24 protein-coding genes are annotated in these 21770 nt (G+C 71.6%); 10 read left to right on the top strand and 14 right to left on the bottom strand.

Features of this window, described 5'->3' with window-relative positions; all coding sequences use genetic code 11:
- Positions 1 to 152 precede the first annotated feature (152 nt).
- From O3438_RS07205 to O3438_RS07195, 3 genes are all read left to right on the top strand, one after another.
- Positions 153 to 389, top strand: coding sequence for a hypothetical protein (locus tag O3438_RS07205; protein WP_269679189.1), 237 nt, complete (start codon positions 153 to 155; stop codon positions 387 to 389).
- A 101-nt stretch (positions 390 to 490) separates the two neighbouring features.
- Entirely contained in the window at positions 491 to 1312 is an 822-nt protein-coding gene (locus tag O3438_RS07200; protein ID WP_269679188.1) for an SAM-dependent methyltransferase, read from the top strand.
- A gap of 84 nt (positions 1313 to 1396) precedes the next feature.
- On the top strand, positions 1397 to 1873 hold the full coding sequence (locus O3438_RS07195) for a hypothetical protein (protein WP_269679187.1): 477 nt from the start codon (positions 1397 to 1399) through the stop codon (positions 1871 to 1873).
- 48 nt (positions 1874 to 1921) lie between these two features.
- Here O3438_RS07195 and O3438_RS07190 read toward each other — a convergent pair whose 3' ends face one another.
- The 3 genes from O3438_RS07190 to O3438_RS07180 all read right to left on the bottom strand — a co-directional run bounded on the left by O3438_RS07190 (position 1922) and on the right by O3438_RS07180 (position 5451).
- A complete protein-coding gene (locus O3438_RS07190) occupies positions 1922 to 2917 on the bottom strand; it encodes a DUF1152 domain-containing protein (protein ID WP_269679186.1) in 996 nt (331 codons plus the stop codon).
- Positions 2918 to 3120: 203 nt separating this feature from the next.
- Positions 3121 to 4338 carry a cellulose binding domain-containing protein gene (locus tag O3438_RS07185; protein ID WP_269679185.1) on the bottom strand — a complete coding sequence of 406 codons (1218 nt, stop codon included), beginning with the start codon at positions 4336 to 4338 and terminating at the stop codon, positions 3121 to 3123.
- A gap of 171 nt (positions 4339 to 4509) precedes the next feature.
- Complete coding sequence (locus tag O3438_RS07180) at positions 4510 to 5451, bottom strand: PaaX family transcriptional regulator (protein ID WP_269679184.1); 942 nt, start codon at positions 5449 to 5451, stop codon at positions 4510 to 4512.
- Between the two features lie 88 nt (positions 5452 to 5539).
- Between O3438_RS07180 and O3438_RS07175 the strand changes: the two genes are divergently transcribed.
- Positions 5540 to 6037, top strand: a complete 498-nt coding sequence (locus O3438_RS07175; protein ID WP_269679183.1) for a YcxB family protein — start codon at positions 5540 to 5542, stop codon at positions 6035 to 6037.
- Positions 6038 to 6041: 4 nt separating this feature from the next.
- Here O3438_RS07175 and O3438_RS07170 read toward each other — a convergent pair whose 3' ends face one another.
- The 3 genes from O3438_RS07170 to O3438_RS07160 all read right to left on the bottom strand — a co-directional run bounded on the left by O3438_RS07170 (position 6042) and on the right by O3438_RS07160 (position 8702).
- The gene (locus O3438_RS07170) at positions 6042 to 6509 is read right to left on the bottom strand and encodes a hypothetical protein (protein WP_269679182.1); all 468 of its coding nucleotides are present in this window, start codon (positions 6507 to 6509) and stop codon (positions 6042 to 6044) included.
- Positions 6506 to 7024 carry an RNA polymerase sigma factor gene (locus O3438_RS07165; protein ID WP_269679181.1) on the bottom strand — a complete coding sequence of 173 codons (519 nt, stop codon included), beginning with the start codon at positions 7022 to 7024 and terminating at the stop codon, positions 6506 to 6508. Before O3438_RS07165 ends, O3438_RS07170 begins: the two co-directional genes overlap by 4 nt.
- Positions 7025 to 7142: 118 nt before the next feature.
- Positions 7143 to 8702 (bottom strand): NAD(P)/FAD-dependent oxidoreductase, encoded by a 1560-nt coding sequence (locus O3438_RS07160; protein WP_269679180.1) that lies wholly within the window; start codon positions 8700 to 8702, stop codon positions 7143 to 7145.
- Positions 8703 to 8877: 175 nt separating this feature from the next.
- On the opposite strand from O3438_RS07160, the gene O3438_RS07155 reads away from it, so the two are divergent.
- From O3438_RS07155 to O3438_RS07140, 4 genes are all read left to right on the top strand, one after another.
- Complete coding sequence (locus O3438_RS07155) at positions 8878 to 10104, top strand: hypothetical protein (protein ID WP_269679179.1); 1227 nt, start codon at positions 8878 to 8880, stop codon at positions 10102 to 10104.
- A gap of 33 nt (positions 10105 to 10137) precedes the next feature.
- Entirely contained in the window at positions 10138 to 10578 is a 441-nt protein-coding gene (locus tag O3438_RS07150) for a hypothetical protein (RefSeq protein ID WP_269679178.1), read from the top strand.
- 80 nt (positions 10579 to 10658) lie between these two features.
- Complete coding sequence (locus tag O3438_RS07145) at positions 10659 to 11231, top strand: GNAT family N-acetyltransferase (RefSeq protein WP_269679177.1); 573 nt, start codon at positions 10659 to 10661, stop codon at positions 11229 to 11231.
- Between the two features lie 39 nt (positions 11232 to 11270).
- A complete protein-coding gene (locus tag O3438_RS07140; RefSeq protein WP_269679176.1) occupies positions 11271 to 11684 on the top strand; it encodes a type II toxin-antitoxin system Phd/YefM family antitoxin in 414 nt (137 codons plus the stop codon).
- An 82-nt stretch (positions 11685 to 11766) separates the two neighbouring features.
- Here O3438_RS07140 and O3438_RS07135 read toward each other — a convergent pair whose 3' ends face one another.
- The 5 genes from O3438_RS07135 to O3438_RS07115 form a co-directional block, all read right to left on the bottom strand.
- Positions 11767 to 12834, bottom strand: a complete 1068-nt coding sequence (locus O3438_RS07135) for an ABC transporter ATP-binding protein (protein WP_269679175.1) — start codon at positions 12832 to 12834, stop codon at positions 11767 to 11769.
- Positions 12831 to 13658 (bottom strand): ABC transporter permease, encoded by an 828-nt coding sequence (locus O3438_RS07130; RefSeq protein ID WP_269679174.1) that lies wholly within the window; start codon positions 13656 to 13658, stop codon positions 12831 to 12833. The genes O3438_RS07135 and O3438_RS07130 overlap by 4 nt, the downstream gene beginning before the upstream one ends.
- 47 nt (positions 13659 to 13705) lie before the next feature.
- On the bottom strand, positions 13706 to 14485 hold the full coding sequence (modA, locus tag O3438_RS07125) for a molybdate ABC transporter substrate-binding protein (RefSeq protein ID WP_269679173.1): 780 nt from the start codon (positions 14483 to 14485) through the stop codon (positions 13706 to 13708).
- Positions 14485 to 14904, bottom strand: a complete 420-nt coding sequence (locus tag O3438_RS07120) for a TOBE domain-containing protein (RefSeq protein WP_269679172.1) — start codon at positions 14902 to 14904, stop codon at positions 14485 to 14487. Before O3438_RS07120 ends, modA begins: the two co-directional genes overlap by 1 nt.
- Before the next feature lie 163 nt (positions 14905 to 15067).
- A complete protein-coding gene (locus O3438_RS07115; protein WP_269679171.1) occupies positions 15068 to 15508 on the bottom strand; it encodes a winged helix-turn-helix transcriptional regulator in 441 nt (146 codons plus the stop codon).
- A gap of 141 nt (positions 15509 to 15649) precedes the next feature.
- Between O3438_RS07115 and O3438_RS07110 the strand changes: the two genes are divergently transcribed.
- Entirely contained in the window at positions 15650 to 16516 is an 867-nt protein-coding gene (locus tag O3438_RS07110) for an aldo/keto reductase family oxidoreductase (RefSeq protein WP_269679170.1), read from the top strand.
- A 47-nt stretch (positions 16517 to 16563) separates the two neighbouring features.
- On the opposite strand, the gene O3438_RS07105 is transcribed toward O3438_RS07110, so the two are convergent.
- The 3 genes from O3438_RS07105 to O3438_RS07095 form a co-directional block, all read right to left on the bottom strand.
- Positions 16564 to 16956, bottom strand: a complete 393-nt coding sequence (locus O3438_RS07105; protein WP_269679169.1) for an SCO5389 family protein — start codon at positions 16954 to 16956, stop codon at positions 16564 to 16566.
- Positions 16957 to 17169: 213 nt separating this feature from the next.
- Complete coding sequence (gene smpB, locus O3438_RS07100) at positions 17170 to 17661, bottom strand: SsrA-binding protein SmpB (protein ID WP_269679168.1); 492 nt, start codon at positions 17659 to 17661, stop codon at positions 17170 to 17172.
- Between the two features lie 43 nt (positions 17662 to 17704).
- Positions 17705 to 19942, bottom strand: coding sequence for a hypothetical protein (locus O3438_RS07095; RefSeq protein WP_269679167.1), 2238 nt, complete (start codon positions 19940 to 19942; stop codon positions 17705 to 17707).
- A 148-nt stretch (positions 19943 to 20090) separates the two neighbouring features.
- Here O3438_RS07095 and O3438_RS07090 point away from each other — a divergent pair, with 148 nt between their 5' ends.
- A complete protein-coding gene (locus O3438_RS07090) occupies positions 20091 to 21749 on the top strand; it encodes an FAD-dependent oxidoreductase (RefSeq protein ID WP_269679166.1) in 1659 nt (552 codons plus the stop codon).
- Positions 21750 to 21770 lie beyond the last annotated feature (21 nt).

The raw sequence follows: 21770 nt of genomic DNA, 5'->3' as shown, positions 1-21770 counted from the left end.
GACGGTGAGGGTCGGAAAGCGCTTTCTCGCTGCCCGTACCACGCTACTGACAGCCAGTGACGAGCGTCAATAGCAGGCGGGTAAGCGGTTTCCTGGTGCAGCCCCACGAGGAGAGGAGTGTCTGCGTGCCGCCATCGGGGTACCGGTCGGACATGACCCTCGACGAGAGCCACACTCACACGGAGCCGGCCCGGTCACGAGGCGCCGGCCGACCCGCGCTCGCGATCGCCATCGGCTTGGCCACCGGTGCCGCGATGGGTGCCTTCATCTACGCGAACGGCCTCGGCCATACCAGTTCCCTCGGCGAGGGATCGGTTCCGATCGCGGTCCTCCTCGGGCTGGTGGTGACCGCCGGCGCGGCGTGGACGATGTTCCACAAGGGCTGGTAGGCCGAGGACGCGCGTGCATCGCGCGCCGACCGGGTTGGCGAGGGGTCACCACAGCGGAGTTCTTCCCCTACGATCGGTGGCGGTCGACCTGGGGAGGTCACGTGACGACACCATCACCGTCGGACCGGATCGACACGAGCGTGGTGCACCCGGCCCGCCGCTACAACTACTGGCTCGGCGGCAAGGACAACTTCGCCGTCGACCGGGAGTCCGGCGACCAGATCGCCGCCGTCTACCCCGGGGTACGCACCCTCGCCCGGGAGAATCGGGCCTTCCTCGGCCGGGCGGTGCGGTTCCTCGCCCGGGAGGCCGGCGTCCGACAGTTCCTCGACATCGGCACGGGCATCCCGAGCGCGGACAACACCCACGAGGCGGCGCAGTCCGTCGCCCCCGAGGCCCGGGTGGTCTACGTCGACAACGACCCGATGGTGCTGGTCCACGCCCGCGCGTTGCTGACCAGCGATCCGTCCGGTGCCACCGCCTACCTCGACGCCGACCTGCGCGACCCGGAGAAGATCCTCGCCGACCCGCAGTTGCACGCCACACTGGACCTGTCCCAGCCGGTGGCCCTGGTGCTGATTGCCGTGACGCACTTCCTCACCGACGCCGACCGCCCGCACGAGCAGGTCGCCCGGCTGCTCGACGCGCTGCCGTCGGGGAGTTGGCTCGCCCTGACCCACTTCACCACCGACCACGTTCCCGTCGAGATCGTCAGACGGATGGAGGCCGAGTTCGCCGCCGGCCGGATGAAGCAGGACGCCGTGCCCCGCGACCGCGCCGAGTTCGCCCGCTTCTTCAGCGGCCTGGAGGTGGCCGAGCCGGGCATCGTCCCGGTCACCGAATGGCGGCCGCAGGTGCCACCGGAGCAGCGGCCGCCACTGGCCGACGCCTCCATCTACGGCGCGGTTGCCCGCAAGCCCTGACGGGGGCCAAGATCCCCCTGCGGGGGGAGTCGGCACCACCGACGGCGGGAGGCGTCATCGCGCCGGCCGAGCGAAGGTGCTCCCATGCCCCTTGTCACGAGCCGCCGGTGGGCGTACGGCGCCCTCGCCTGGTTGATCTTCTTCGTGGTGTCCCATGTGGTCCTGCTGTTCTTCCCCGGCGACGATCCGAGCGCCGACAGCCCCGGCGGCACGACGACCTACATAGTCTTCAACGCCGTACTCATCGTGATGTCGACCGCCGGCGCGGCCGTCGTCGTCGCGACGGCGCGTCCACGGGCTCGATCCCTGCCCCGGTGGTTGATCCTGACGCCGCTGTGGTTCGGAAGTGTCCTGCTCGTCGTCCGGGGTGTTCCGGGGATGGTCGAGAACCTGCTGATGGTGACGGGTGTCCGTCGTGGTGGGTTCGTGGGGGCCCAGGACATCTCCACTGGTGAGTTCTGGGCCGGCCTGGCCATCAACACCTACTTCTTCGTCGGCGCGGTGCTGCTGGTCGGGGCAATGGTCTCCTACGTCCGCCGCTCGGCGGGCCCGGCGGAGTGATGCGTCAGGGCCGGGCGGCCCTCACCCACGGCCGACGCGCCCCGGCGTTCAGTGCGGGAACGCGCGGGGGATGCGGGTGTTCAGGAACTCCTCGCGGAAGGCCTGGATGCGCGTGATGACCTGCCGTCTGCCGACGGTGTTCTCGATACGGTCGAGGTACAGGCATCGGGCGGCGAGTTCGTCGAGGTCGACAGTGAAGTACATCGCCATCAGCGGGTTGACGAACAGGTCTCCGCCGCCGGTACGCCGACTGAACCGGACGTCTCCGAACGCGCCGCTGGTGGCGGCGGCGATCTGTCCCTGCACGATGCTCGGCCGGTCCGGGGTGGCGGCCTGGGCGTCGGCGACCGCGTCGCGGTAGAGCGCGGCCTCCCGGCTGGAACCGGGGATGGACAGGGCGCCGAGGTACCCGCCGTCGCGGTCGAGCGCGGCGAGGTTCTCCAGCACCTCGACGTGGTTGACGCCGTCGTAGGCGTCGATGCCGAAGCCGAGGCTGGTCACCAGCTTGATCGGGACGTCCAACGCGGTCACCGCCGCCAGGCTGGTGATGTCCTCCACCGGTGTGCCGAGGTTGCTCTCGTCGCCGTGCAGCAGGATGTCGGTGCCGCCGTCGACAAGCACGACCGCGTCGATGTCGAGTTTCTCGACCAGGTGCCGGTACGCGGCCCGGAGCGGTTGGACACCGAGCGGTGGGAAGGCGTACACGGTCGACGGCAGATCCTGGGCCGCCAGCCACCGGGCGAGCGTCCGTTCGGGGAAGTACCAGTCCGGGCTGGTGGTGCCCGGCTGCACGGCGGCGACGTGCTCCGCGGTCCACGCCTCCTGGTCGATCAGTTCGAGTTCCGAGAAGGACAGACTGGCCAGATGCACCTGCGCGCCGCCGCGCCACAGGGCGAGTGCCAACGGCAGGCCCGCGTACACGTCGAAGCCACCGCCCGCCCCGGCGATGAGGACGTTCCGCGCCGGAGCCAGCGCGGCGAACAGTGGGGGTACGGCCAGCGAGAACACACCGAGATCGGTGGGCAGTGCGGCAGAGGTCGTCACCGCTCAATGATGAGGGGTCGCGTCCGACAGGCCGAAGCCCGGAGCGGTGGACCTGACGCTCCGATGACGGACGATGCCTCGGTCGCCCACTGCACGCGTTGGCGCGCTGAGAGTCGGCGAGCAGGGTCCGTCCCTGACCTCCATCGGCAGGGAAGGAACCTGCTCGGCGGGCCGGCGTCGATGCGCCGGCCCGCCGAGCGGTGTCAGCTTCCGGTGCAGGTGGCGGTGGTGCCGCTCCCGTTTCCGGTGCCCTGGAATCCGAAGCTGGTGCCCTGACCGGCGGCCAGGCGTCCGTTGTAGCTCTGGTTGGCGACGGTGACAGTGCCGCTGGTGCCGCTGGCGACGCCGTTCCACAGCGAGGTGACGGCCGCCCCGCTCGGCAGGGTGAGGGTGACCCGCCAGCCGGTCAGGGCGGCGGTGCCGGCGGTGACGCTGACGTTGGCGACGAATCCGCCGTTCCACTGGTCCTGGACGGCGTAGACCGCGGTGCAGGCACCACCGCTGGGCGGCGGGGTCGTCGGCGGCGGGGTGGTGGGCGGCGGGGTGGTCGGCGGAGGCGTCGTGGGCGGCGGGGTGTCGTCGAGCGTCAGGTTCTTCTGCTGGACGGTCCACTGGGTGCGGCACAGCCCGCAGTTGGCGCCGACGAAGTTGGCGCCGGCGGTGTTGTCACCCTTGAGGCGCCACTTGAGGTACAGCGTCGCGACCCGGCCGAACTCGCCGCCGTTGGTCTGGTCGTAGGTGCCGCCGTGTCCGACGTTCAGGTTGCCCATGAACGCGGGCAGGCCGGCCGGCAGTTTGCCCCAGTCGTCCATGGCGTTCGGGTAGGCGATGTCGCTGGGCCCGCCGACGAAGTAGGCGATCGGCTTGGTCAGCCTCCGGAGCTGGTAGTCGTCGGCGTCGTTCAGCAGACCGCTGCTGAAGATGCCGGTCGTGGTGACGCGCGGGTCGTTGGAGACGGCGTACGCCTCCAGGCCTCCGCAGGAGAAGCCCGCGACGGCGACCTTCGTGGTGTCGATCTTGTTGTAGTACTTGCTGCCCTGCCGGGAGTTCTCCGCGAACGCCCAGTCGATGGACTGGGTGAGCATCTGCGAGGTGGTGGAGCCGGAGCCGTTCGGTGCTCCGTTGGCGATGGCGAGGAAACCGTGGGAGGCGATCTCGCGGAGGAAGTTGCCCTGGGAGAGCCCATTGCCCGAGCAGCCGCCGTTGCCCCACGCGACGATGGGGAGGCGCTCGGTCGGGAGGTTCTGAGGCCGGAAGATGGTGTGGTTGGCCAGGCTGGCCGACGTCTCGTAGTCGGCGGGATAGGGACCGGATCCACCGATCGCGGCGTTGGCCGGCGTCACGCCGACCGCCATGATCATCGAGGTGACCGGGACGAGGATGGCCGCCAGGCCCACGGAGATCTTCGACGTTCTTCTCATTCGCCCTCCAGCGGATGTCGCGACGGTGCTCCCGGCCGCGGCGGACGTCCGTTTACGTCCGACCAGGGGTGGTGGCGTTGGCCGCGGGCCGGGTGGAGGTGGGCGGGGTCCACCACCCGGCGGCGCGGCGGGAGCTGTGTGCAGTTACTATCACCGGCGCAACGATAAGTGTCAATGTGAAGGGTCTGTGGTCGGCTCGTCCCTCGAAGCCTGGAAGTGCGTGACCCACGAGGCGGCGTCGGGCCAGTGCGGGGTGGCCACCTCGACGAGACGCGCCTGGGCCAGCGAACCGAGCGCGCAGTGGATGTCCAGGAAGGTCTCCCTGGCCCGCCGGCGAGGCCAGGGCTGCGGCAGTAGATGCTCGGGCAGGTCCGGGTCGATGTCCGCGAACCGGCGCCAGGAATCCATCGCCGACGTCCGCGCCACCAACGCCCCGGCGGGGTCGAGCGTGCCGTCGCGGGCGGCCACCCGCAGGTCCGCGTACCGCTCGATGAAATCCGAGTACGCCGACGCGAGGCTGGTCAGGTCGTACGCGGCAGCCGGACCGTGCGGCCCGGACTCCTCGTCGAACCGGACGTGCAGGACCGACCACCGGGCTCCCGCGACGTGGTGCAACAGGCCGTCGAGCGCCTCCCGCGCCGGAGCGGCGTCGGACCCCGGCCGGATCCACACGCTGTCGTACAGGCCCACGAACCCGAGTGCGCCCAACGACCTGCGGACCGCGTGCCGGGCGGCCTGGCCGGAGCTCGGGATCGAGAAGGACGCCTGCACCCATGCGCCGGTCCACTGCGGCGGGTGGGCGCCGAAGGTCAGGAAGTGCCGCATCCGGGAGCGGTGCCGGGCGATCGCCCACGGTGTGAGGTGGTAGACCGGCGGCCGTCCGTTCCCCCGGGTCGCGATGAGACCACGCTTCACCAGCCGGGACAGGGCGGAGCGGGCACTGGGTTCGCTGATCCCGAACTCCCGCAGGATCGCGATGACCGCCGCCGACGGCAGGTCGGCGTCCGAGGAGTCGAGATACTCGCCGAGCACTGTCGCCAGCAGATGCTGCGGACTGGACCCGACCTGGGCCCGGGGCACCCGGAAATCGTCGGCGGGCTCGTGGACGTTCACCATCCCAGACTGCCTCACCCGGTTGTCAGGATGCGGCCGGCGGGTGTCTGAGAACGTCGGGCGCGGGCGGGGGCACTATCGTTCTGGCGTGCACATCCGTTTCGACGTACCCGCCGATCCCGCCTATCCCGGCCGGGTGGCCGCCGCGCTCGGCGGGGTCCGCCTGCGCCGGTTCCTCTATGTCGGCGCGGTGCTGGCGGCGGTCGGGGTGATCGGTTTCGCCGTCTCGCGGGGTTCGGCGGCCGGCGAGCGCATCACCGGGCTGTGGACGACTCTGGTCCTGGCCGGCGTGCTGTCGATGCTGTTCCTGCCCTGGGTGCGCTGGCGCGCCCGCCGCCGGTCCGGTGGTTACGCCGTCGACGGCGCCTACGACATCACCGACGACAACATCATGATGCGCAGCGGCTCGGAGTCCGGCGGCATCGCCTGGGACGGGGTCACGCGGGTGAAGGACACCCCGGACTTCTGGATCGTGTACGTCGACCGGATGCCGGCGACCGTGATCCCCCGTTGGCTGATGACCGCCGAGGACGCCGAGACGCTGCGGACCTACATGACCGAGCGTGGCCTGCTCGAACGGCGCTGACGGGTCACCCGTCGCGCGTCGCCGCCCCGGCCAACGCGTCCCGGCGGCGCAGCAGTGCCGCTCTCGCCCGGCGAGCCGCCCACAGGTTCACCACCGCCACCGCGCCCAGCGTGAGCACGACGGCCAGCAGCGACGGTTCGAGCGTGTGTCGCGGCATTGTGATGACCGCCGCGCCGGCCGTGAACACCAGCCACGCGCCGAGGCCGAGCCATCCGGCGACCACCCGATCCTGGGCGAACAACGAGGTCCGTCGGGTCACGGCCCAGCCGCCGAACACCGCCCAGCACAGGCCGATCGCCACCAGGACCGCGAAGGCCGCGGCCGTGCGGGGCGGCAACCCGGGCTCGGTTGCCCAGAGCAGACCGATGAGGGCGCTCCCGGTCAGACCGGCGAGAGCCACGGCCAGGTAACCGACCCGCCTGCGCAGCGACAGCGGCGCGTCGAGTCGTGCCAGCACCTCTTCCGGCGTCATGCCTCGTACCCCTTCCGTACCAGTTCGGTGCGTAACATCCTGCGGGCCCGGTTGAGCCGCGACTTGACGGTGCCGACGGGTACCGCGCAAATCTGCGCGCAAGCGTCCAGCGGCAGATCCTCCAGGTAGAAGAGGAAGAGCACCTCCCGTTCCCGGACGGGCAGCGCCGCCAGCGCGCCGGCCAACGTCTCCCGGTTGACGATCTCCTCCGCCTCGTCGTCGCCCGGCAGGTCGTCGATCGGCTCGGGATCTGGACGCGCGTACGCGGCCCGCAGCCGGTTCATCACCGCCCGACGGGCGATGGCGAACAACCACGGGGTGAACCGGTCCGGCTGCCGCAGTTTCGGCAACCCCCGGAACACCGCCAACCAGATCTCCTGCACCACGTCGTCGTCGGATCCGCCGAGCATCCGCCCGACGTACCGCTCGACCGCCGGATGCCAGCCCTGCACCAGCTCGGCGAACGCCTCCCGCTCACCGAGCTGACAGCGGACCACCAGCAACTCATCGCTCATCGGCCCTCCTTCGCCTGTTCAGTCGGCGTGAGGGCCCGGCAGGTTCACGTCCGGCCACCACCATCGCAGGGCGGCGTGTCGACGACCCGGGCAGGACCGGCCGGAGGCGTACCCCTCGTCAGACCAGCGGCGCCTGCGCGGACCGGTCGCCGTCGTCGGCGGCGCGGACCCCGACGGGTGCCGTGATCGGGGCGGCGACGATGCGACTGGGCAGCACCGGGGCGTCCCGGCCGGTGCCCCGCCGACCGTCGCCGCCGGCGGATTCCTCGTGGTAGTCCTGCTCCACGTTGACCGACCAGACGTCGTGCGTACTGCCGGTGGCGATGTTCTCGGCGGTGAGCATCGCGGTGAGCATCGAGTGGTCCTGGTTGTTGTAGCGGTGCATGCCGTTGCGGCCCACCGGGTGCACGTTCGGGACCGCCTCGGCCAGCCACTCCCGGATCACGTCCACGTTGTGCTGGTAGCGCTCGTCGTACACCGGGTAGGCCTTCGGCATGCGCACGACGTAGCCGGCCTCCACCACACCGGGTCGGACCAACCCCAACCGCTCCAGCTCCGCGGTCGCCAACGCCACGAGGTCGGCATCGGGGGTACGCCACATCTCGTCGCCCTCGAACACGAAGTACTCCAGGCCCAGGCAGGTGCGGCCGTCCTTGACGAGGTACGGCGACCAGGAGCCGAAGTTCTGGATCCGGCCCACCCGTACCCCCGGGTCGTGCACGTAGATCCAGTTGTCCGGGAACGAGAACTCCGCCGGCACCACCAGCGCGACGGTCAGGAAGTCGCGGTAGCGCAGGTCGGCGGCGCAGGCCAGCACCTCCGGGGGCGCCGGCGGGCGCAGCGCGGCCACCAGTTCCGAGATCGGCATGGACGAGATGACGTGGTCGGCCGGCTGGGTGCGCTGCCCGCCCGCGCCGCCGACGGTCACGCTGATGGCCCGCCGTCGTTCCGGGTCACGGTGCACGGCGGTGACCCAGCTGCCGGTCGACAGCTGACCGCCACGCTCGCGGACCTGCTCGGCGCAGCGTTCCCACATCATGCCCGGCCCGTACTTCGGGTACTGGAACTGTTCGATCAGGCTGGTCACGTCGGTGCGCCGGCGGCTGGGCAGCAGCGCGTTGCGGATGGCAGCGGCCAGCGACAGGTTCTTGATCCGCTGCGCGGCCCAGTCGGCCTGCAACCGGTCCGCCGGCATACCCCAGACCTTCTCGGTGTAGGTCTTGAAGAAGATCGAGTACAGCCGCCAGCCGAAGCGGGCCGACACCCAGCCCTCGAAGTGCGACTGGTCCCGGGGCGGGCGTAGTCGGGCCCGGGCGTACGAGCCGAGGCAGCGGGCCGCCTCCGGCAGCCCCAGGTTGCGCAGCGCGTTCATGGCGCTGAGCGGGTAGTTGAACAACGCGCCCCGGTAGAAGATCCTGCTCATCCGGGGTCGGGTCAGGAAGTCCTCGTCCGGCAGGATCTCGTGCCAGAACGCCTCCACCCGGGGCACCTTCGTGAAGAACCGGTGCCCGCCGATGTCGAACCGCCACCCGTCGCGTTCCACGGTCCGGCTGATCCCACCGACCACCTCGTCGGCCTCGAACACCTGGACCGGCAGGCCGTGCCGGAGCAGTTCGTACGCGGCCGTGAGCCCCGCCGGCCCCGCGCCGATGACCACCGTGCCGTGCTGCTCGCTCATGGTGCCGCGCTCCCTGCCCACCGTCATGGTTGAGATGCGGCGCGTACCCGTTCTGCACCGATTGTCACCCTTGTCCTGGGTGATTTCCGCTTCGGCCTGGCATGCGGCGGCGTACAACGGGAGGGGCGACACCCGCGCTAGACGAGCGGGCCGGCGGACCGGGGGAGCGGGGCGGATGCACCGGTGGCGAGGCGGCGCGGCGAGGCTGGCCGCGCGCACTGCCGCGGCCAGCCACAGCGCAGCCCGCCTGGCCCGTCGGGTGCCGACGCCCTGGGCGTACGTGATCGGCCTGTTCCTCGGCGCGAAGCTGCTCCTGACCGTGCTCGGTCTGCTGGTCCTGCACGCCTGGGACGGCATCCCCGGCGCGCCCCCGGCGGACGAGGCGCTGATGTGGGCCCAGCAGCGCGACATCTCCGGGCACCGGTGGATCTCCTTCTGGTTCGCCTGGGACTCGCTGCTCTACCTGCGGCTGGCCGAGCTGCCCCTGACCGGACCGTGGCGGGACTTCGGCTTCCCCCTGCTGTACCCGTTCCTGGCCCGCCCGGTCGGCGCGCTGCTCGGCGGCGACACGGCGCTCGCCCTGCTGCTGATCAGCAACGTCGCCTTCCTGCTGGCCCTCTGGTACGGCTACCGACTCGCCGAACTGCTGCTCGGCGACGCGGAATCCGCCCGCCGGTTCACCAGGTACCTGGTGTTGCTGCCGACGGCCTTCCTGTTCCAGGCCGCGCTGACCGAGTCGCTCTTCGTCTGTCTCGCGCTGGCCGCCTTCTACCACGCCGAGCGGAGCCGCTGGCTGCTCGTCGGCGTCATCGGCTACTTCCTGGCGATGAGCCGGTCCGTCGGCCTGCTCCTGGCGCTGCCGTTGGCCCTCGTACTGCTCCGTCAGCACGACTGGCGGCTCGGCCCCCGCGCCCTGCTCGGCTACCTACGGGTCGGCTGGCCGCTGCTGCTCCTGCCCGCCGGATGGTTCACCTTCATGGCGTACTGCCGGTGGCGCGGCGGAGACTGGTTCGCCTACCAGCACGCCCAGGAGACCGGGTGGGGAATCAGGGTGCAGAACCCGCTGCCGGTGCTGTGGCACGGGCTGGTCGGTGAGCCCCGCGACGCCGCCCGGGTCTGGTTCGCCGTGGTCGTGCTGGTCGTGCTGGCCGCCGGGTTCCGCCGTCGGGAACTGCCCTACCTGGTGTACGGCGTACTCATGGTGCTCGTGCCGCTGTCCATGGGCCCGGCGGTGTACAAGAGTCTGCTGCGCTACCTGCTCGCCGCGTTCCCGGTGGCGCTGGTCCTGGCTCGCTGGGCTCGCCACGCCGGCGTCGACGTCTGGCTGACCGCGACACTCGCCGTCGTGCAGGGGGTGCTGTTCGTGCTCTGGCTTAGCTACTGGACCCACATGATCATCTGATTGCGTCGGCTGTGGCCGGGGCAGGATAGGCGGATGACCGAGCCGCTGGTACGCCTCGACGACCTGGGAGCCTGGCTGATCAAGGGCAACGCCGACGGTGTCGACCTCGCCGACCGCTTCGCCCGAGACCCGCTGGTGACCTCCTGGTGCGTACGCCCCGGCTACCGGACGCGGATGATGAGCGCCGGGCAGGCCGTGGTCTTCTGGGCCAGCGGCAGCCGCCAACGGTTGCGCTACGGGGTGTGGGGGATCGGCCGGCTCACCGGTGCCGCCGAGCCGGGCCCACCCGGGCAACAGTGGTCGGTGCCCCTGGACCTGCGCATCCTCCCCGAACACGACCGACTGCCCCGGCAGCTGGTGCGCGCCGACGACCGGCTCGCCGGCCTGGAGGTTCTGCGCCAGCCACAGGCGGCCAACCCGTCGTACCTGACCGTGGCCCAGTTCGCCGCCCTGCGTACCCACCTGCCGGAGTGAGCGGCCCCGGGCCGCGACCGAATCGCGGCCCTGTGCGAGTCTGCTACCCGTCGTTGCCCACTCACCTTCGCGGAGGCCCGGTGTTCGCCCTGCCGCTGACCGAGGATGTCGAGCTCCGCCCACTGGAGCCGTGGCGGGCCGAGGAGTTCCTCGCCCACATGGACCGCGCCCGCGAGCACATCCAGCCCTGGGTGTCGCCGTCCTTCGCCGCCACCGACCTGGCCTCGGCCCGAGCGGTGTTGCAGCGGTACGCCGACCGCTGGGCCAGCGACAGCGGAGGCATGTGGGGCCTGTGGTGGCAGGGCACCCTCGTCGGCGGGGTCATCTTCGTGTCGTTCGACGCGGCCAGCGGCGCCTGCGAGGTCGGATGCTGGGTGGAGCCGGCAGCCGAGGGCAGGGGCATGGTCGCGCCAGCCATCCGCCGGATCGTCGACTGGGCGGTCCGCGAGCGCGGCATCCACCGGGTGGAGTGGCGGACCAACGCCGACAACGTCCGCAGCAAGGCCCTCGCCCGTCGACTCGGTCTACGCCTCGACGGCACACTCCGCCAGCTCAGGCCCGGTCCGCACGGGCGGATCGACCTCGAAATCTGGTCGGTGCTGGCCGACGAGTGGCTGGGCGGGGCGAGCGGATCGCCGGCCACCGTCCACTGACGACGGAATTCTGTCGTACCCGGGCGACACCATGCATTCATGGCCGTCCCCGCGCTCACCCCTCACTCCGACCCGCCGCGTTCCGTGCCGCTGCGCGAGGCGCGCACCCGGTTCAGCCAGCTCGTCGCGCTGGCCGAGCTGACCGACGCGGTCACCGTCGTCACCCGCGACGGCGACCCCCGCCCGGTCGCCGCGATCGTCCCCGCCGCGGCCGCCCGCAGCGGCGCACAGGCCCGCGCCGACGCCGACCGGCTCGCCACCGTCACCGCCGGTTGGGCCCGACGCCTCGACGATCAGCACCGACGCAGCAGTCAACGACACGCCGCAGAGTTGAGTGCGGTCCGCGCGGCGCTGGCCGAGGCCTGGGCCGAGCTGGATCGCCGCGTCATTCCGGGCAGCGACCCCGCGCTGGCCCGACTGCGTGCCGCGCACACCGATCTGCTCGCCGGCTGAAGGCTTCCTGGCACTGCGGTCCGTGCACGCCGCGTGATCCCTTGGGCCTTGGTCCACTCGGTGGGCTGAGGTCGGAGCGCGATCAGCCGGTGGCCGGGTAGGCGTGCGTCTCGGCTGCCTTGACGGCCACCCACACGCGCTGACCAGGGACCAGCCGCAACTGGGCGACAGCGGCCGGCGTGACGTCGGCGGCCACCTCGATCGGCCCGTCCACCTGCACCCGAAGGTTGTCGCCGTGCCGCTGGACACCGGCCACCGTCCCCGCCCAGGTGTTGCGCGGGCTGCCCTCCGGTCGGCTCCGGTGCAGGGCCACCGCCGCCGGCCGGAACGCCACGAACGCCTCACCGTCCAGCCGGTCCGCGACGGCGAGGGTCAGCTCCGGCGCGACCCGTACCCCGAGACCGTCGGCCCTGCCCCGGTAAAGGTTCAGCCCCACCAGCCTGGCGACGTAGTCGGTGCGCGGGCGGGCGGTGACGCTCGGCCCGTCACCCTCCTGGACCACCCGCCCGCCCTCGACGATGACCAGCCGGTCCGCCAAGGCAAGGGCGTCCAACGGGTCGTGGGTGACCAGCAGCGTCGCGCCCGGGTGCGCGGCCAGATGGCGGTGCAGCTCGGCGCGCGTCTCCAGCCGGGTGCGGGCGTCCAGGGCCGCGAGCGGCTCGTCCAACAGCAACAGCGACGGCGCGAGCGCCAACGCGCGTGCCAGCGCCACCCGTTGTGCCTGACCACCGGAGAGCTGCCGAGGGCGACGGTGCGCCTGACCGTCGAGCCCCACCCGGTCGAGCCAGTCCCGGGCCGTCGCGCGGGCCGTGCGCCGGTCGACACCGTGCCGACGCGGCCCGAACGCCACGTTGTCCAGTGCGCTCAGGTGCGGAAAGAGCAGGTAGTCCTGGAAGACCACACCGATCGACCGGCGTTCGGTGGGCACCCAACCCCGCGTCGCCGGACGGTCCAGGTCGACGCCGTCGAGCGTGACGTGGCCGTCGGTGAGGGGGTGCAGCCCGGCCAGGGCACGAAGCGCGGTGGTCTTGCCGGCACCGTTGGGGCCGAGCAGCGCGACGACCTCGCCGGGAGCGACCCGTAACGGCACGTCGAGTCGGAACGTACCCCGGTCGACGACGAGCCGGGCGTCGAGCAGCGGGGCGGTCATGCGCTGGTCATCCAGCGGTCGCGCAACGCGACCAGGATCCCGACCGACACGACGAGCAACACCAGGCTGAGCACGATCGCGGACTCCAGGTCGGTCTCCAACGCCAGGTAGACGGCGAGTGGCATGGTCTGCGTCCGGCCGGGATAGTTGCCGGCGAAGGTGATGGTGGCACCGAACTCGCCGAGCGCCCGCGCCCAGCAGAGCACCGCGCCGGCGGCCAGTCCGGGCGCCACCAGCGGCAGCGTCACATGGGTGAAGGTGGTCCACCGGCTGGCACCCAACGTCGCGGCGGCCTCCTCGAACCTGTGGTCGGCGGCACGGAGGGCTCCCTCCACGGCGATGACCAGGAACGGCATGGCCACGAACGACTCGGCCAGCACGACACCCGTTGTGGTGAAGGGCAGGGTGATGCCGAAGGTGGCGTCGAGCCAACCGCCGAGCAGCCCACGCCGACCGAAGACCAACAACAGTGCCACCCCACCGACCACCGGCGGCAGCACCAGCGGCACGGTGACCAGCGCGCGTACCAGCCGGCGGCCGGGGAAGTCGACCCGGGCCAGCATCCAGGCCAGCGGCACCCCGAGCACCAGACAGAGCACTGTGGCGAGGGTCGCGGTCTGCACCGACAGCCGCAGAGCGGTCAGCGCGCCCGGCTCGGTGAGCCGCCCCGGCAGGGTCGTCCACGGTGCCCGGATCACCAGCCCGGCCAACGGTAGGACGAGGAACAGCAGCCCCAGCCCGGCGGGGACCAGCAGCGCCGCCGGCACCCGCCCCCGCCGCCGGGACGGGTGAGAACCGCGCTCCGCGCACGACGAGCCGCTCATTTCGCGAGCTGGCCGTCCGCCCCGGCGGGCGCGATCGAGGAACCGGCTCACGGCGCCTGGAAGCCGGCCTCGACGAGGACCGCCTGCGCCGCCGCCGAGCGGACGTACGCGACGAAGGCCCGTGCGCCGGACGGGTTCGGCGCGTCCTTCAGCGCGACGATCGGGTAGTCGTTGACCGCCCGCGCCGACTCGGGGAACTCCACAGCGGTCACGTCGGCGCTCGCCGCCCGCGCGTCCGTGCGGTAGACCAGTGCCGCGTCGACCTCACCCAGCTTCACCTTGGCGAGCGCGCCCTTGACGTCCTGCTCAAGGGTGGCCGGCGTCAGCGTGATGCCGGCCGAATCCAGGGCGGTACGCGCCGCCGCGCCGCACGGCACCTGCTGCGCGCACAGTGCCACCTTCACGTCGGGCTTGCCGAGGTCGGCCAGCCCCTTGACCCCCTCCGGGTTGCCCCGGGGCACCGCGATGACCAACTGGTTGCGGGCGAAGATGCTCGGCGTGCCATCGGCGTTGCCGGCCCCGGTGACGGTGGCCATGTTCGCCGGGGCGGCCGAGGCGAACACGTCGGCCGGCGCGCCCTGGTTGATCTGGTTGGCCAGGGCCGAGCTGCCCGCGACGTTGAGGGTGACCGTGCTGCCCGGGTTGGCGGCCTCGAAGTCCTTCCCGATCCGGGTGAACGACTCGGTCAGCGAGGCGGCCGCGAACACCGTCACCGCGCCGACGCCCCGACCGTCCGCGGCACCGCCGGAGGTCCGGTCGTCGCCCGCGCCGCAACCGGCGACAGTCACCACGAAGGCCATCGCCGTGAGCATCGCGCGCGCATTCATCAGTTTTGCCTTCCCCTGCTCGCGGCCGGTGCGGCCCGCTCCACCACGACCGTCGTCGACTTGATCACCGCGACGGCCACCGAACCGACGCGCAGGTCGAGCTCGTCGACCGCCTCCCGGCTCATCAGCGAGACGACGCGGAACGGGCCGGCCTGGATGTCGACCTGGGCCATCACCGTGTCCTTGCGGACGTCCACGACGATGCCGCGCAGCCGGTTGCGGGCCGACGAGAACTCGGCGCCCGCGTCCGGGTCGGCGGCCTGCGCGCGGGCAAAGGCGGCCAGGTCGACGCCGTCGATCACCCGGTGGCCGTGCTCGTCGCGCCCGGCCGTCAGCCGCCCGGCGTCCACCCAGCGGCGGATCGTGTCGCTGCTGACACCGAGCAGGTCGGCCGCTTCACCGATCCGGAATATCGTCACCGGTCCACCCTAATTGCCGCACCTGCGAGCGCGAAAGGCCGGAACGGGCCGTGTCTGCGGACTCCTGAGGGGTTCTGTGCCCGCAGGTGCGCACCTGGTGGTGCGTTCGGCCTGGTCGTTGCGTCCCGCGGTGCGGAGCCGCTGGCCGGCGTCGTGGCCGCGCTCAGGTCTGCTGGTTGTCGTACGCCGCCCGGTTGGCGAGCACGTCGTCCACGTGCGTCTCGGCCCAGCCCTTCAGACCGCGGATCACCTGGTGCAGGGAGACGCCGAGCTCGGTCAGCTCGTAGGTGACGGTGACGGGCACGGTCGGCACCACGGTGCGGGTGACCAGACCGTCGCGTTCCAGGGAGCGCAGCGTCTGGGTCAGCATCTTCTGACTGACTCCGGCCAGCAGGCGCGACAACTCCGAGTACCGCAGCGGCCGGGGATCGCCAGCGCAGTCGGCGCCGAACTGGTGCGAGCCGTCGGTGCGTAACGCGGCCAGAACCAGGGTGACCCACTTGTCCGCGATGCGGTCGAGCAGCTTGCGACTCGGGCACTGGGCCAGGAACGTGTCGTATTCCACCTTGGCCTGAGCTCTCTTCTGCGCCGCCGTCGTCGTCATCGAACCGCTCCTCCTGCTGCTGAGGGAGTTACGCACTTTCAGGTGCCTACTTCCTGTAGTGAAGTTACCCCCCGATAGTGGAGCAGGTAGGACGAGGCACCGGCACCGCTCGGTGCGACACGAGAGTCAGGGGTAAGAAAAATGCTCTCCACCTCCCTTCCCGGCGGCACCTGGACGATGGGAGACCTGACGGTCACCCGGTTCGGCTACGGCGCTATGCAGCTGGCCGGCCCCTGGGTCATGGGACCGCCGGCCGACCACGACGGCGCACTCGCCGTCCTGCGCGCGGCTGTCGAGCATGGCATCACCCACATCGACACCTCCGAGGCGTACGGGCCGCACGTCACCAACCAGCTGATCCGGGAAGCGCTGCACCCGTACCCCGATTCGCTGCACATCGTGACCAAGGTCGGCGCGAACCGCGACCAGCAGGGCGGCTGGCCTCCGGCCCGTGACCCGGAGAGCCTGCGCCGGTCCGTGCACGAGAACCTCGAGACCCTCGGTCTCGACGTGCTCGACCTCGTCAACCTCCGGCTCGGCGACGCCGCCGGACCTCAACCCGGTTCGGTCGCCGAGGCGTTCGAGACGCTCGCCGTCCTTCAGCAGCAGGGCCTGATCCGGCATCTCGGAGTGAGCAATGCCTTGCCGGAACAGGTTGTCGAGGCGCAGGCGATCGCACCGATCGTCTGTGTGCAGAACATGTACAACCTCGCGCACCGCCAGGACGACGAGCTGATCGACGCGCTCGCCGAGCAGGGCGTCGCCTACGTGCCGTTCTTTCCTCTCGGCGGCTTCAGCCCCCTGCAGTCCTCGGTGCTCTCGACAGTGGCCGCCCGGCTGGCGGCGGCACCGATGTCGGTGGCCCTGGCCTGGTTGCTGCGCCGTTCGCCGAACATCCTGCTCATCCCGGGCACCTCTTCCGTGGCACACCTGCACGAGAACATCGCGGGCGCCGCCCTTCCGCTCTCCGGCGACGACCTCGCCGAGTTGGACAAGATCGGCCGATAGCGAACGGGTGGACCCGTCGGCGTTCCCGGCGGGTCCACCCTGTGCCGTCAGCAGTTGCGCAACTCCGGCGACTGGTTGAGCAGTTGGCCACGGGTCGACACGAAGCGGCGGTAGCGCTCGCCGTTGACGGCCGATGGGCGGAACGCGGCGACGCGGTGGCAGTTCTGGAAGGCCAGGCGTACGCGGAAGTGTCGTTCCAGGCCGGCGCGGATGGCGTCGCTGGCCAGTGCCCGGAGCAGTTGCCCCCGGTCGGCGTCGCTGGGCGGCGGCAGGACGTTGTCGGCCAGTTCGGCGTCGCCCGACTCGAGTTCGGCCACCACCCGGCTGACGGTGGCCCAGGCGTACGGGAGCGAGTCGCGGACGCAGGCGATGAACGCCTCGTCGTCGACGGGGCCGCGCTCGGCGGCGTCGAGCAGGGCGGGCGGGACGGTGAGTGACATGGTTCTCCTCCGTATCGCTAACGAAAACCGTTGTCGTTAACGGTTCAGGGCTGAGCACACCACGTCATCGGTCGAACGTCAACGATGTCCGGACGCGCCGCGCCGCGAGCCGCACGAAAGCCGCGCCGCGACCCGCACGCGCAACGACCCGCACGGCCCCGTGCCCCCGCGCGACCCCGCGCCCCCGCGCGACCCGGATGGAACGAAGGACGGTCAGGGGCGGCGGGGGTGGCCCTTGAGGTGTCGGCCCAACTCGCGGGCGATCTCCCGGTTGGCGTCCCGCTCGGCCAGCGTCTGCCGCTTGTCGTAGGAGCGCTTGCCCTTCGCCAGCGCAAGCTCGACCTTGGCGTAACCGTTCTCGAAGTACATGGACAGCGGGACCATGGTCACCCCGCCCTCGCGGACCTTGTCGAGGATCCGGTCGATTTCGGCCCGGTGCAGCAGCAGCTTGCGGTTGCGCCGGGGTGCGTGGTTGGTCCACGTGCCGTAGGTGTACTCGGCGATGTGCAGGCCGTACAGCACGATCTCGCCGTCTCGTTCGTGCGCGAACGCGTCCACCAGCGAGGCCCGTCCCTCGCGGAGCGACTTCACCTCGGTCCCGACCAGCACGATGCCCGCCTCGTACGTGCGCAGCACCTCGTACTCGTGCCGGGCCTTCTTGTTCGAGGCGATCAGCCGACGTTCGGGTCGCTTGGACGGAGTCACCCCGCGACGATATCCGGCCGCCGGAGCTGTGGTGTGGGTCGGCTCAGTCGCGCCGGAGGGGGGCGGGGCGCAGCCGCGCGATGAGGTCCCGCTCCGCCTCGGTGAACGCGTCCTGCGACTCGCACGGCCAGTGCCCGAGGATCGGGGGCGGCACGCTGTCGCTGGGGGCGGGCACCACGTCCGCTGGGTCGACCAGGCGGCGATCCACTGTCGCCGCCGGCCCGGTCAGCTTCTCCGCCCGCCCGGGTCGCTGGGAGGCGAAGATCCAGCCGCCGATCGGGTCGGTGTCGCGCCACAGGTTGAGCCACCGCCAGCCGACGCGCTCGCCGATCTCCCGCAACGCCGGGTCGTCGGTGTACGCCGGGAACAGCCGTGAATACAGCCGTCCGAGTGGGGACCCGTAGGTCAGCAGGGCAACGCGATCGGTGATCCTCCGAGGCAGCTGTAGCACGGTCGCGGCGAGCAGCACCGAACCGTGGCTGTGCCCGGCGAGCAGCACCCCGTGACCCTGCTCGACCAGGTAGCTGACCCGTTTGGCGAGCTCCGGCACGGCCCGCTCGGCGTAGCAGGGCGGGGCGAAGGGGTGCGCGGCCCGGGGCCAGAAGGTGCCCAGGTCCCACAGCACGCCCACGTACCGCCGGAACCCGGCCGTCCGGTAGGCGAAGATGCCGCCGATGACCAGCCCGAGTACGACCGCCGCGATGAGGTAGCTGCCGAACCCGATGAGGAAGTCGACCATGCTCTCCGGTATCCCCACGTAGCGCTGCGCCACGTCGCCGGGGAGCAGTTGGAGCAGGCCGAGCACGCTGGTGGACAGGCCGAGAGCCGCCAGGCCGGCGTACACCACCGAGAGCGGTTCCACCCGTTCGGTGAAGCGTGCCCGGGCCACCGCCTGTTCGACGCGGCGCAGCCGGCTCGCCGCCGACGGCGGCGCGTCCGGGAAATCGGCGGCCACGATCGCCCGCGCGGCCCGCCGCCGTCCGGGTCTGGTCAGCCGCGTGACCAGGCCGGCGATCAACAGGGCGGCCATCGCCGCCAGGAAAAACCCGAAGATCGCCCATTTGTACGCCAGGGGAGGGCTGGTTTCCAGGCTGTCCGCCGTCGTCCCGTTGCGGTCGAGCAGGTCCGCGCCCCGGTAGACCAACTCGGCGGAGAAGGCCACGGCCAGCTCGGCGGCGATCGTGATGAAGACCGGGGCGCCCAACGCCCGCAGCGGTGCGCGTCGCTGCCCGCCACCGCGCCGCCAGAGCACCAGCGCGGCGAGGCTGACCACCAGCACGGTCTGGCTGACGAACACCCAGGCGACGATGGCGCTGTAGCCGGGCAGCACGCCGCCCTGCGGCCACGGCGCCGGGCTGATGGCGATGTGAACGATTACCAGGATGGTCAGGCCGCAGGCGAGGGTGCGCAGGGTGCGGAAGAGGGCGTCGACGCGGGGTGACGGATTGGGCCGGTCGATGCTCGGCACCATCGTGACCATGACCAGGCAGGCCAGCAGCACCGCACCGGTGGCCGTCAGGAGGATCATCATCGTCCACGAACGGTGCTGGCTGGCTCGCGCGGCCAGCAGACTGCCGTCCAGCGTGGCGAACGCTGCCGCGACGTGGACCGAGCGCAGTCGACCCACCAGTGGGGCGCCGTCCCACTGGCCGACCGCGCTCAACCGGTGCTTCGACACCGGCGTGGAGGGGGTCCGGAACGCGTCGAAGGAGTGGCTCGGGCGGGAACCCAGCCGCCAGACGATCCCGATGGCGGCGACCGGGACCAACGCCAGGAGAGCGAGGCGCAGCCCGGTCGGTCGCCCGCCGAGCCAGGACAACCAGCTCCGGCCGGCCAGGCACGCCGGGGTGCCCATGCACCGCCAGGCGATGAGATCCAGCGCCACGCCGACGATGGAGAGCACGTAGAGCATGGTGAGGGTGAGGGCGAGCACCCGGCACAGCGCCATGAAACCACTCTTCGAGGCGGTGTTCGCCGGGCGCATCCACAACGCCACGTTGCAGAGCATGAACGGCAGCAGGAACACCAGCGACAGCGTCCGGACGGCCGTGCCGGAGGGCAGGTCACTCCAGCGGTACGCCTCCAGCGTCACCCCGTCGGTCCCGGCCGAGTCCGGGTAGCCGGGACGCGGTCGGTAGAACCCGCCGCTGCGGTCTCCGGCGACCTGGTGCACGTGCGGTCGGTCCAACACCTGGTCCGCCCCCGCGCCGGAGACGCCGTGCACCCGCAGCTCCACGATCGAGCCCGACGTCGATCCTCGGGTCGGTGTCGCGTCCGCCATAGGCCCCCCGAAGTGTGCGCGGCAACCGGGCGATGGCCGGGGTGCGGCCCGCGCGGCTCCCCGGCTTACCCGTCCCGAGCCCGGTCAACCGTGCGGTGTACCGCACGCCCCGGTGCGGCGGACCCACGGCAGGTGGTTTCATGGCGCCATGGCTAACCCGGTGATCCTGACCGTCGACGACGACCCCGTGGTGTCCCGGGCGGTGGCCCGGGACGTCCGGCGCCGCTACGGCGACCGCTACCGGGTGCTGCGGGCCTCGTCGGGGCCGGAGGCGCTGGACGCGCTGCGGGAGGTCAAGCTGCGCGGTGAACAGGTGGCGCTGCTGCTGGCCGACCACCGGATGCCGGAGATGACCGGCGTGGAGTTCCTCGAGGCGGCCATGGACATCTTCCCGGCGGCGCGCCGGGTGCTCCTCACCGCGTACGCGGACACCGACGCCGCGATCGAGGCGATCAACGTGGTGGACCTGGACCACTACCTGCTCAAGCCGTGGCATCCGCCGGAGGAGAAGCTGTACCCGGTGGTCGACGGGCTGCTGGAGGCGTGGGCGGCCACGCCGGACGCGGCGAGTGCCGAGATCCGGGTCGTCGGGCACCGGTGGTCGGCGCCGTCGTTCAAGGTTCGAGACTTCCTGGCCCGCAACCTGGTGCCGTACCGCTGGATGCTGTCGGACGACCCGGAGGGCGTCCGGTTGCTCGACGCGGCCGGTGCCACCGAGGCGGACGTGCCGCTGGTGGTGACGCCCGAGGGCAAGGCGTTGATCGCCCCCAGTGAGGCCGAGCTGGCCGCGCTGGCCGGGTTGACAGTGGTGCCGGCGTCCGACTTCTACGACCTGGTGGTGATCGGCGGCGGTCCGGCGGGCCTCGGCTCGGCCGTGTACGGGGCGTCGGAGGGGCTGCGGACCGTGCTCGTCGAGCGGCGGGCGACCGGCGGGCAGGCCGGGCAGAGCAGCCGGATCGAGAACTACCTGGGTTTCCCGGACGGTGTCTCCGGTGCGCAGTTGACCGATCGGGCCCGGCGGCAGGCGGTGAAGTTCGGCGCGGAGCTGCTCAGCGCCCGTGAGGTGGTCGGTCTCAGCGAGGCGGGTGGTGCCCGGCTGCTGCGCTTCGGCGACGGCAGCGAGATCGCGGCGCACACCGTGGTGCTGGCGACGGGGGTGTCGTACCGGGTGCTCGACGCTCCCGGGCTGGCGGACCTCACCGGCCGGGGGGTGTTCTACGGCGCCGCCGCCACCGAGGCGCCGAGCTGCGTCGAGCAGGACGTCTACATCGTCGGCGGGGCCAACTCGGCCGGGCAGGCTGCGGTGCACTTCTCCCGGTACGCGTCGAGGGTGCACCTGTTGATCCGTGGCGCGGACCTGACCGCCTCGATGTCGCGGTACCTGATCGACCAGTTGGAACGGATCGACTCGATCACCGTGCACCCGCACACTGCGGTGGTCGGCGGGGCCGGTGAGGGTCACCTGGAACGGCTGACGCTCTGTGACACCCGCACCGGGGAGTCCCGTTCGGTGGACACCTCGTGGCTGTTCATCTTCATCGGCGCGGAGCCGCGTACCGACTGGCTGGACGGGGTGCTGGTCCGCGACGAGCGCGGCTTCATCGTCACCGGCCCGGATCTGCTGGCCGGGGGGCGGCGGCCGGCGGGCTGGTCGTTGTCACGCGACCCGTACCACCTGGAGACCAGCGTGCCGGGCGTGTTCGCCGCCGGCGACGTGCGGGCCGAGTCGGTCAAGCGGGTCGCCTCGGCCGTCGGCGAGGGTGCGATGGCCGTGTCGCTCGTGCACCGCTACCTGGAAGCCCAATGAGCCGGTTCGGCGAGCTCTGCC

This window comes from Micromonospora sp. WMMC250 (assembly GCF_027460215.1).
Classification (GTDB): domain Bacteria; phylum Actinomycetota; class Actinomycetes; order Mycobacteriales; family Micromonosporaceae; genus Micromonospora; species Micromonospora taraxaci.
This window is presented reverse-complemented; position numbering and strand designations above follow the sequence as displayed.

Bases quoted from the DNA above. Each gene is read 5' to 3' on its own strand.
- O3438_RS07205 (WP_269679189.1), top strand. From the start codon at position 153: ATGACCCTCGACGAGAGCCACACTCACACGGAGCCGGCCCGGTCACGA.
- O3438_RS07195 (WP_269679187.1), top strand. From the start codon at position 1,397: ATGCCCCTTGTCACGAGCCGCCGGTGGGCGTACGGCGCCCTCGCCTGG.
- O3438_RS07185 (WP_269679185.1), bottom strand. From the start codon at position 4,338: ATGAGAAGAACGTCGAAGATCTCCGTGGGCCTGGCGGCCATCCTCGTC.
- O3438_RS07170 (WP_269679182.1), bottom strand. From the start codon at position 6,509: ATGACGCCGGAAGAGGTGCTGGCACGACTCGACGCGCCGCTGTCGCTG.
- O3438_RS07165 (WP_269679181.1), bottom strand. From the start codon at position 7,024: ATGAGCGATGAGTTGCTGGTGGTCCGCTGTCAGCTCGGTGAGCGGGAG.
- O3438_RS07160 (WP_269679180.1), bottom strand. From the start codon at position 8,702: ATGAGCGAGCAGCACGGCACGGTGGTCATCGGCGCGGGGCCGGCGGGG.
- O3438_RS07155 (WP_269679179.1), top strand. From the start codon at position 8,878: ATGCACCGGTGGCGAGGCGGCGCGGCGAGGCTGGCCGCGCGCACTGCC.
- O3438_RS07150 (WP_269679178.1), top strand. From the start codon at position 10,138: ATGACCGAGCCGCTGGTACGCCTCGACGACCTGGGAGCCTGGCTGATC.
- O3438_RS07140 (WP_269679176.1), top strand. From the start codon at position 11,271: ATGGCCGTCCCCGCGCTCACCCCTCACTCCGACCCGCCGCGTTCCGTG.
- O3438_RS07135 (WP_269679175.1), bottom strand. From the start codon at position 12,834: ATGACCGCCCCGCTGCTCGACGCCCGGCTCGTCGTCGACCGGGGTACG.
- O3438_RS07130 (WP_269679174.1), bottom strand. From the start codon at position 13,658: ATGAGCGGCTCGTCGTGCGCGGAGCGCGGTTCTCACCCGTCCCGGCGG.
- modA (WP_269679173.1), bottom strand. From the start codon at position 14,485: ATGAATGCGCGCGCGATGCTCACGGCGATGGCCTTCGTGGTGACTGTC.
- O3438_RS07115 (WP_269679171.1), bottom strand. From the start codon at position 15,508: ATGACGACGACGGCGGCGCAGAAGAGAGCTCAGGCCAAGGTGGAATAC.
- O3438_RS07110 (WP_269679170.1), top strand. From the start codon at position 15,650: ATGCTCTCCACCTCCCTTCCCGGCGGCACCTGGACGATGGGAGACCTG.
- O3438_RS07105 (WP_269679169.1), bottom strand. From the start codon at position 16,956: ATGTCACTCACCGTCCCGCCCGCCCTGCTCGACGCCGCCGAGCGCGGC.
- O3438_RS07095 (WP_269679167.1), bottom strand. From the start codon at position 19,942: ATGGCGGACGCGACACCGACCCGAGGATCGACGTCGGGCTCGATCGTG.
- O3438_RS07090 (WP_269679166.1), top strand. From the start codon at position 20,091: ATGGCTAACCCGGTGATCCTGACCGTCGACGACGACCCCGTGGTGTCC.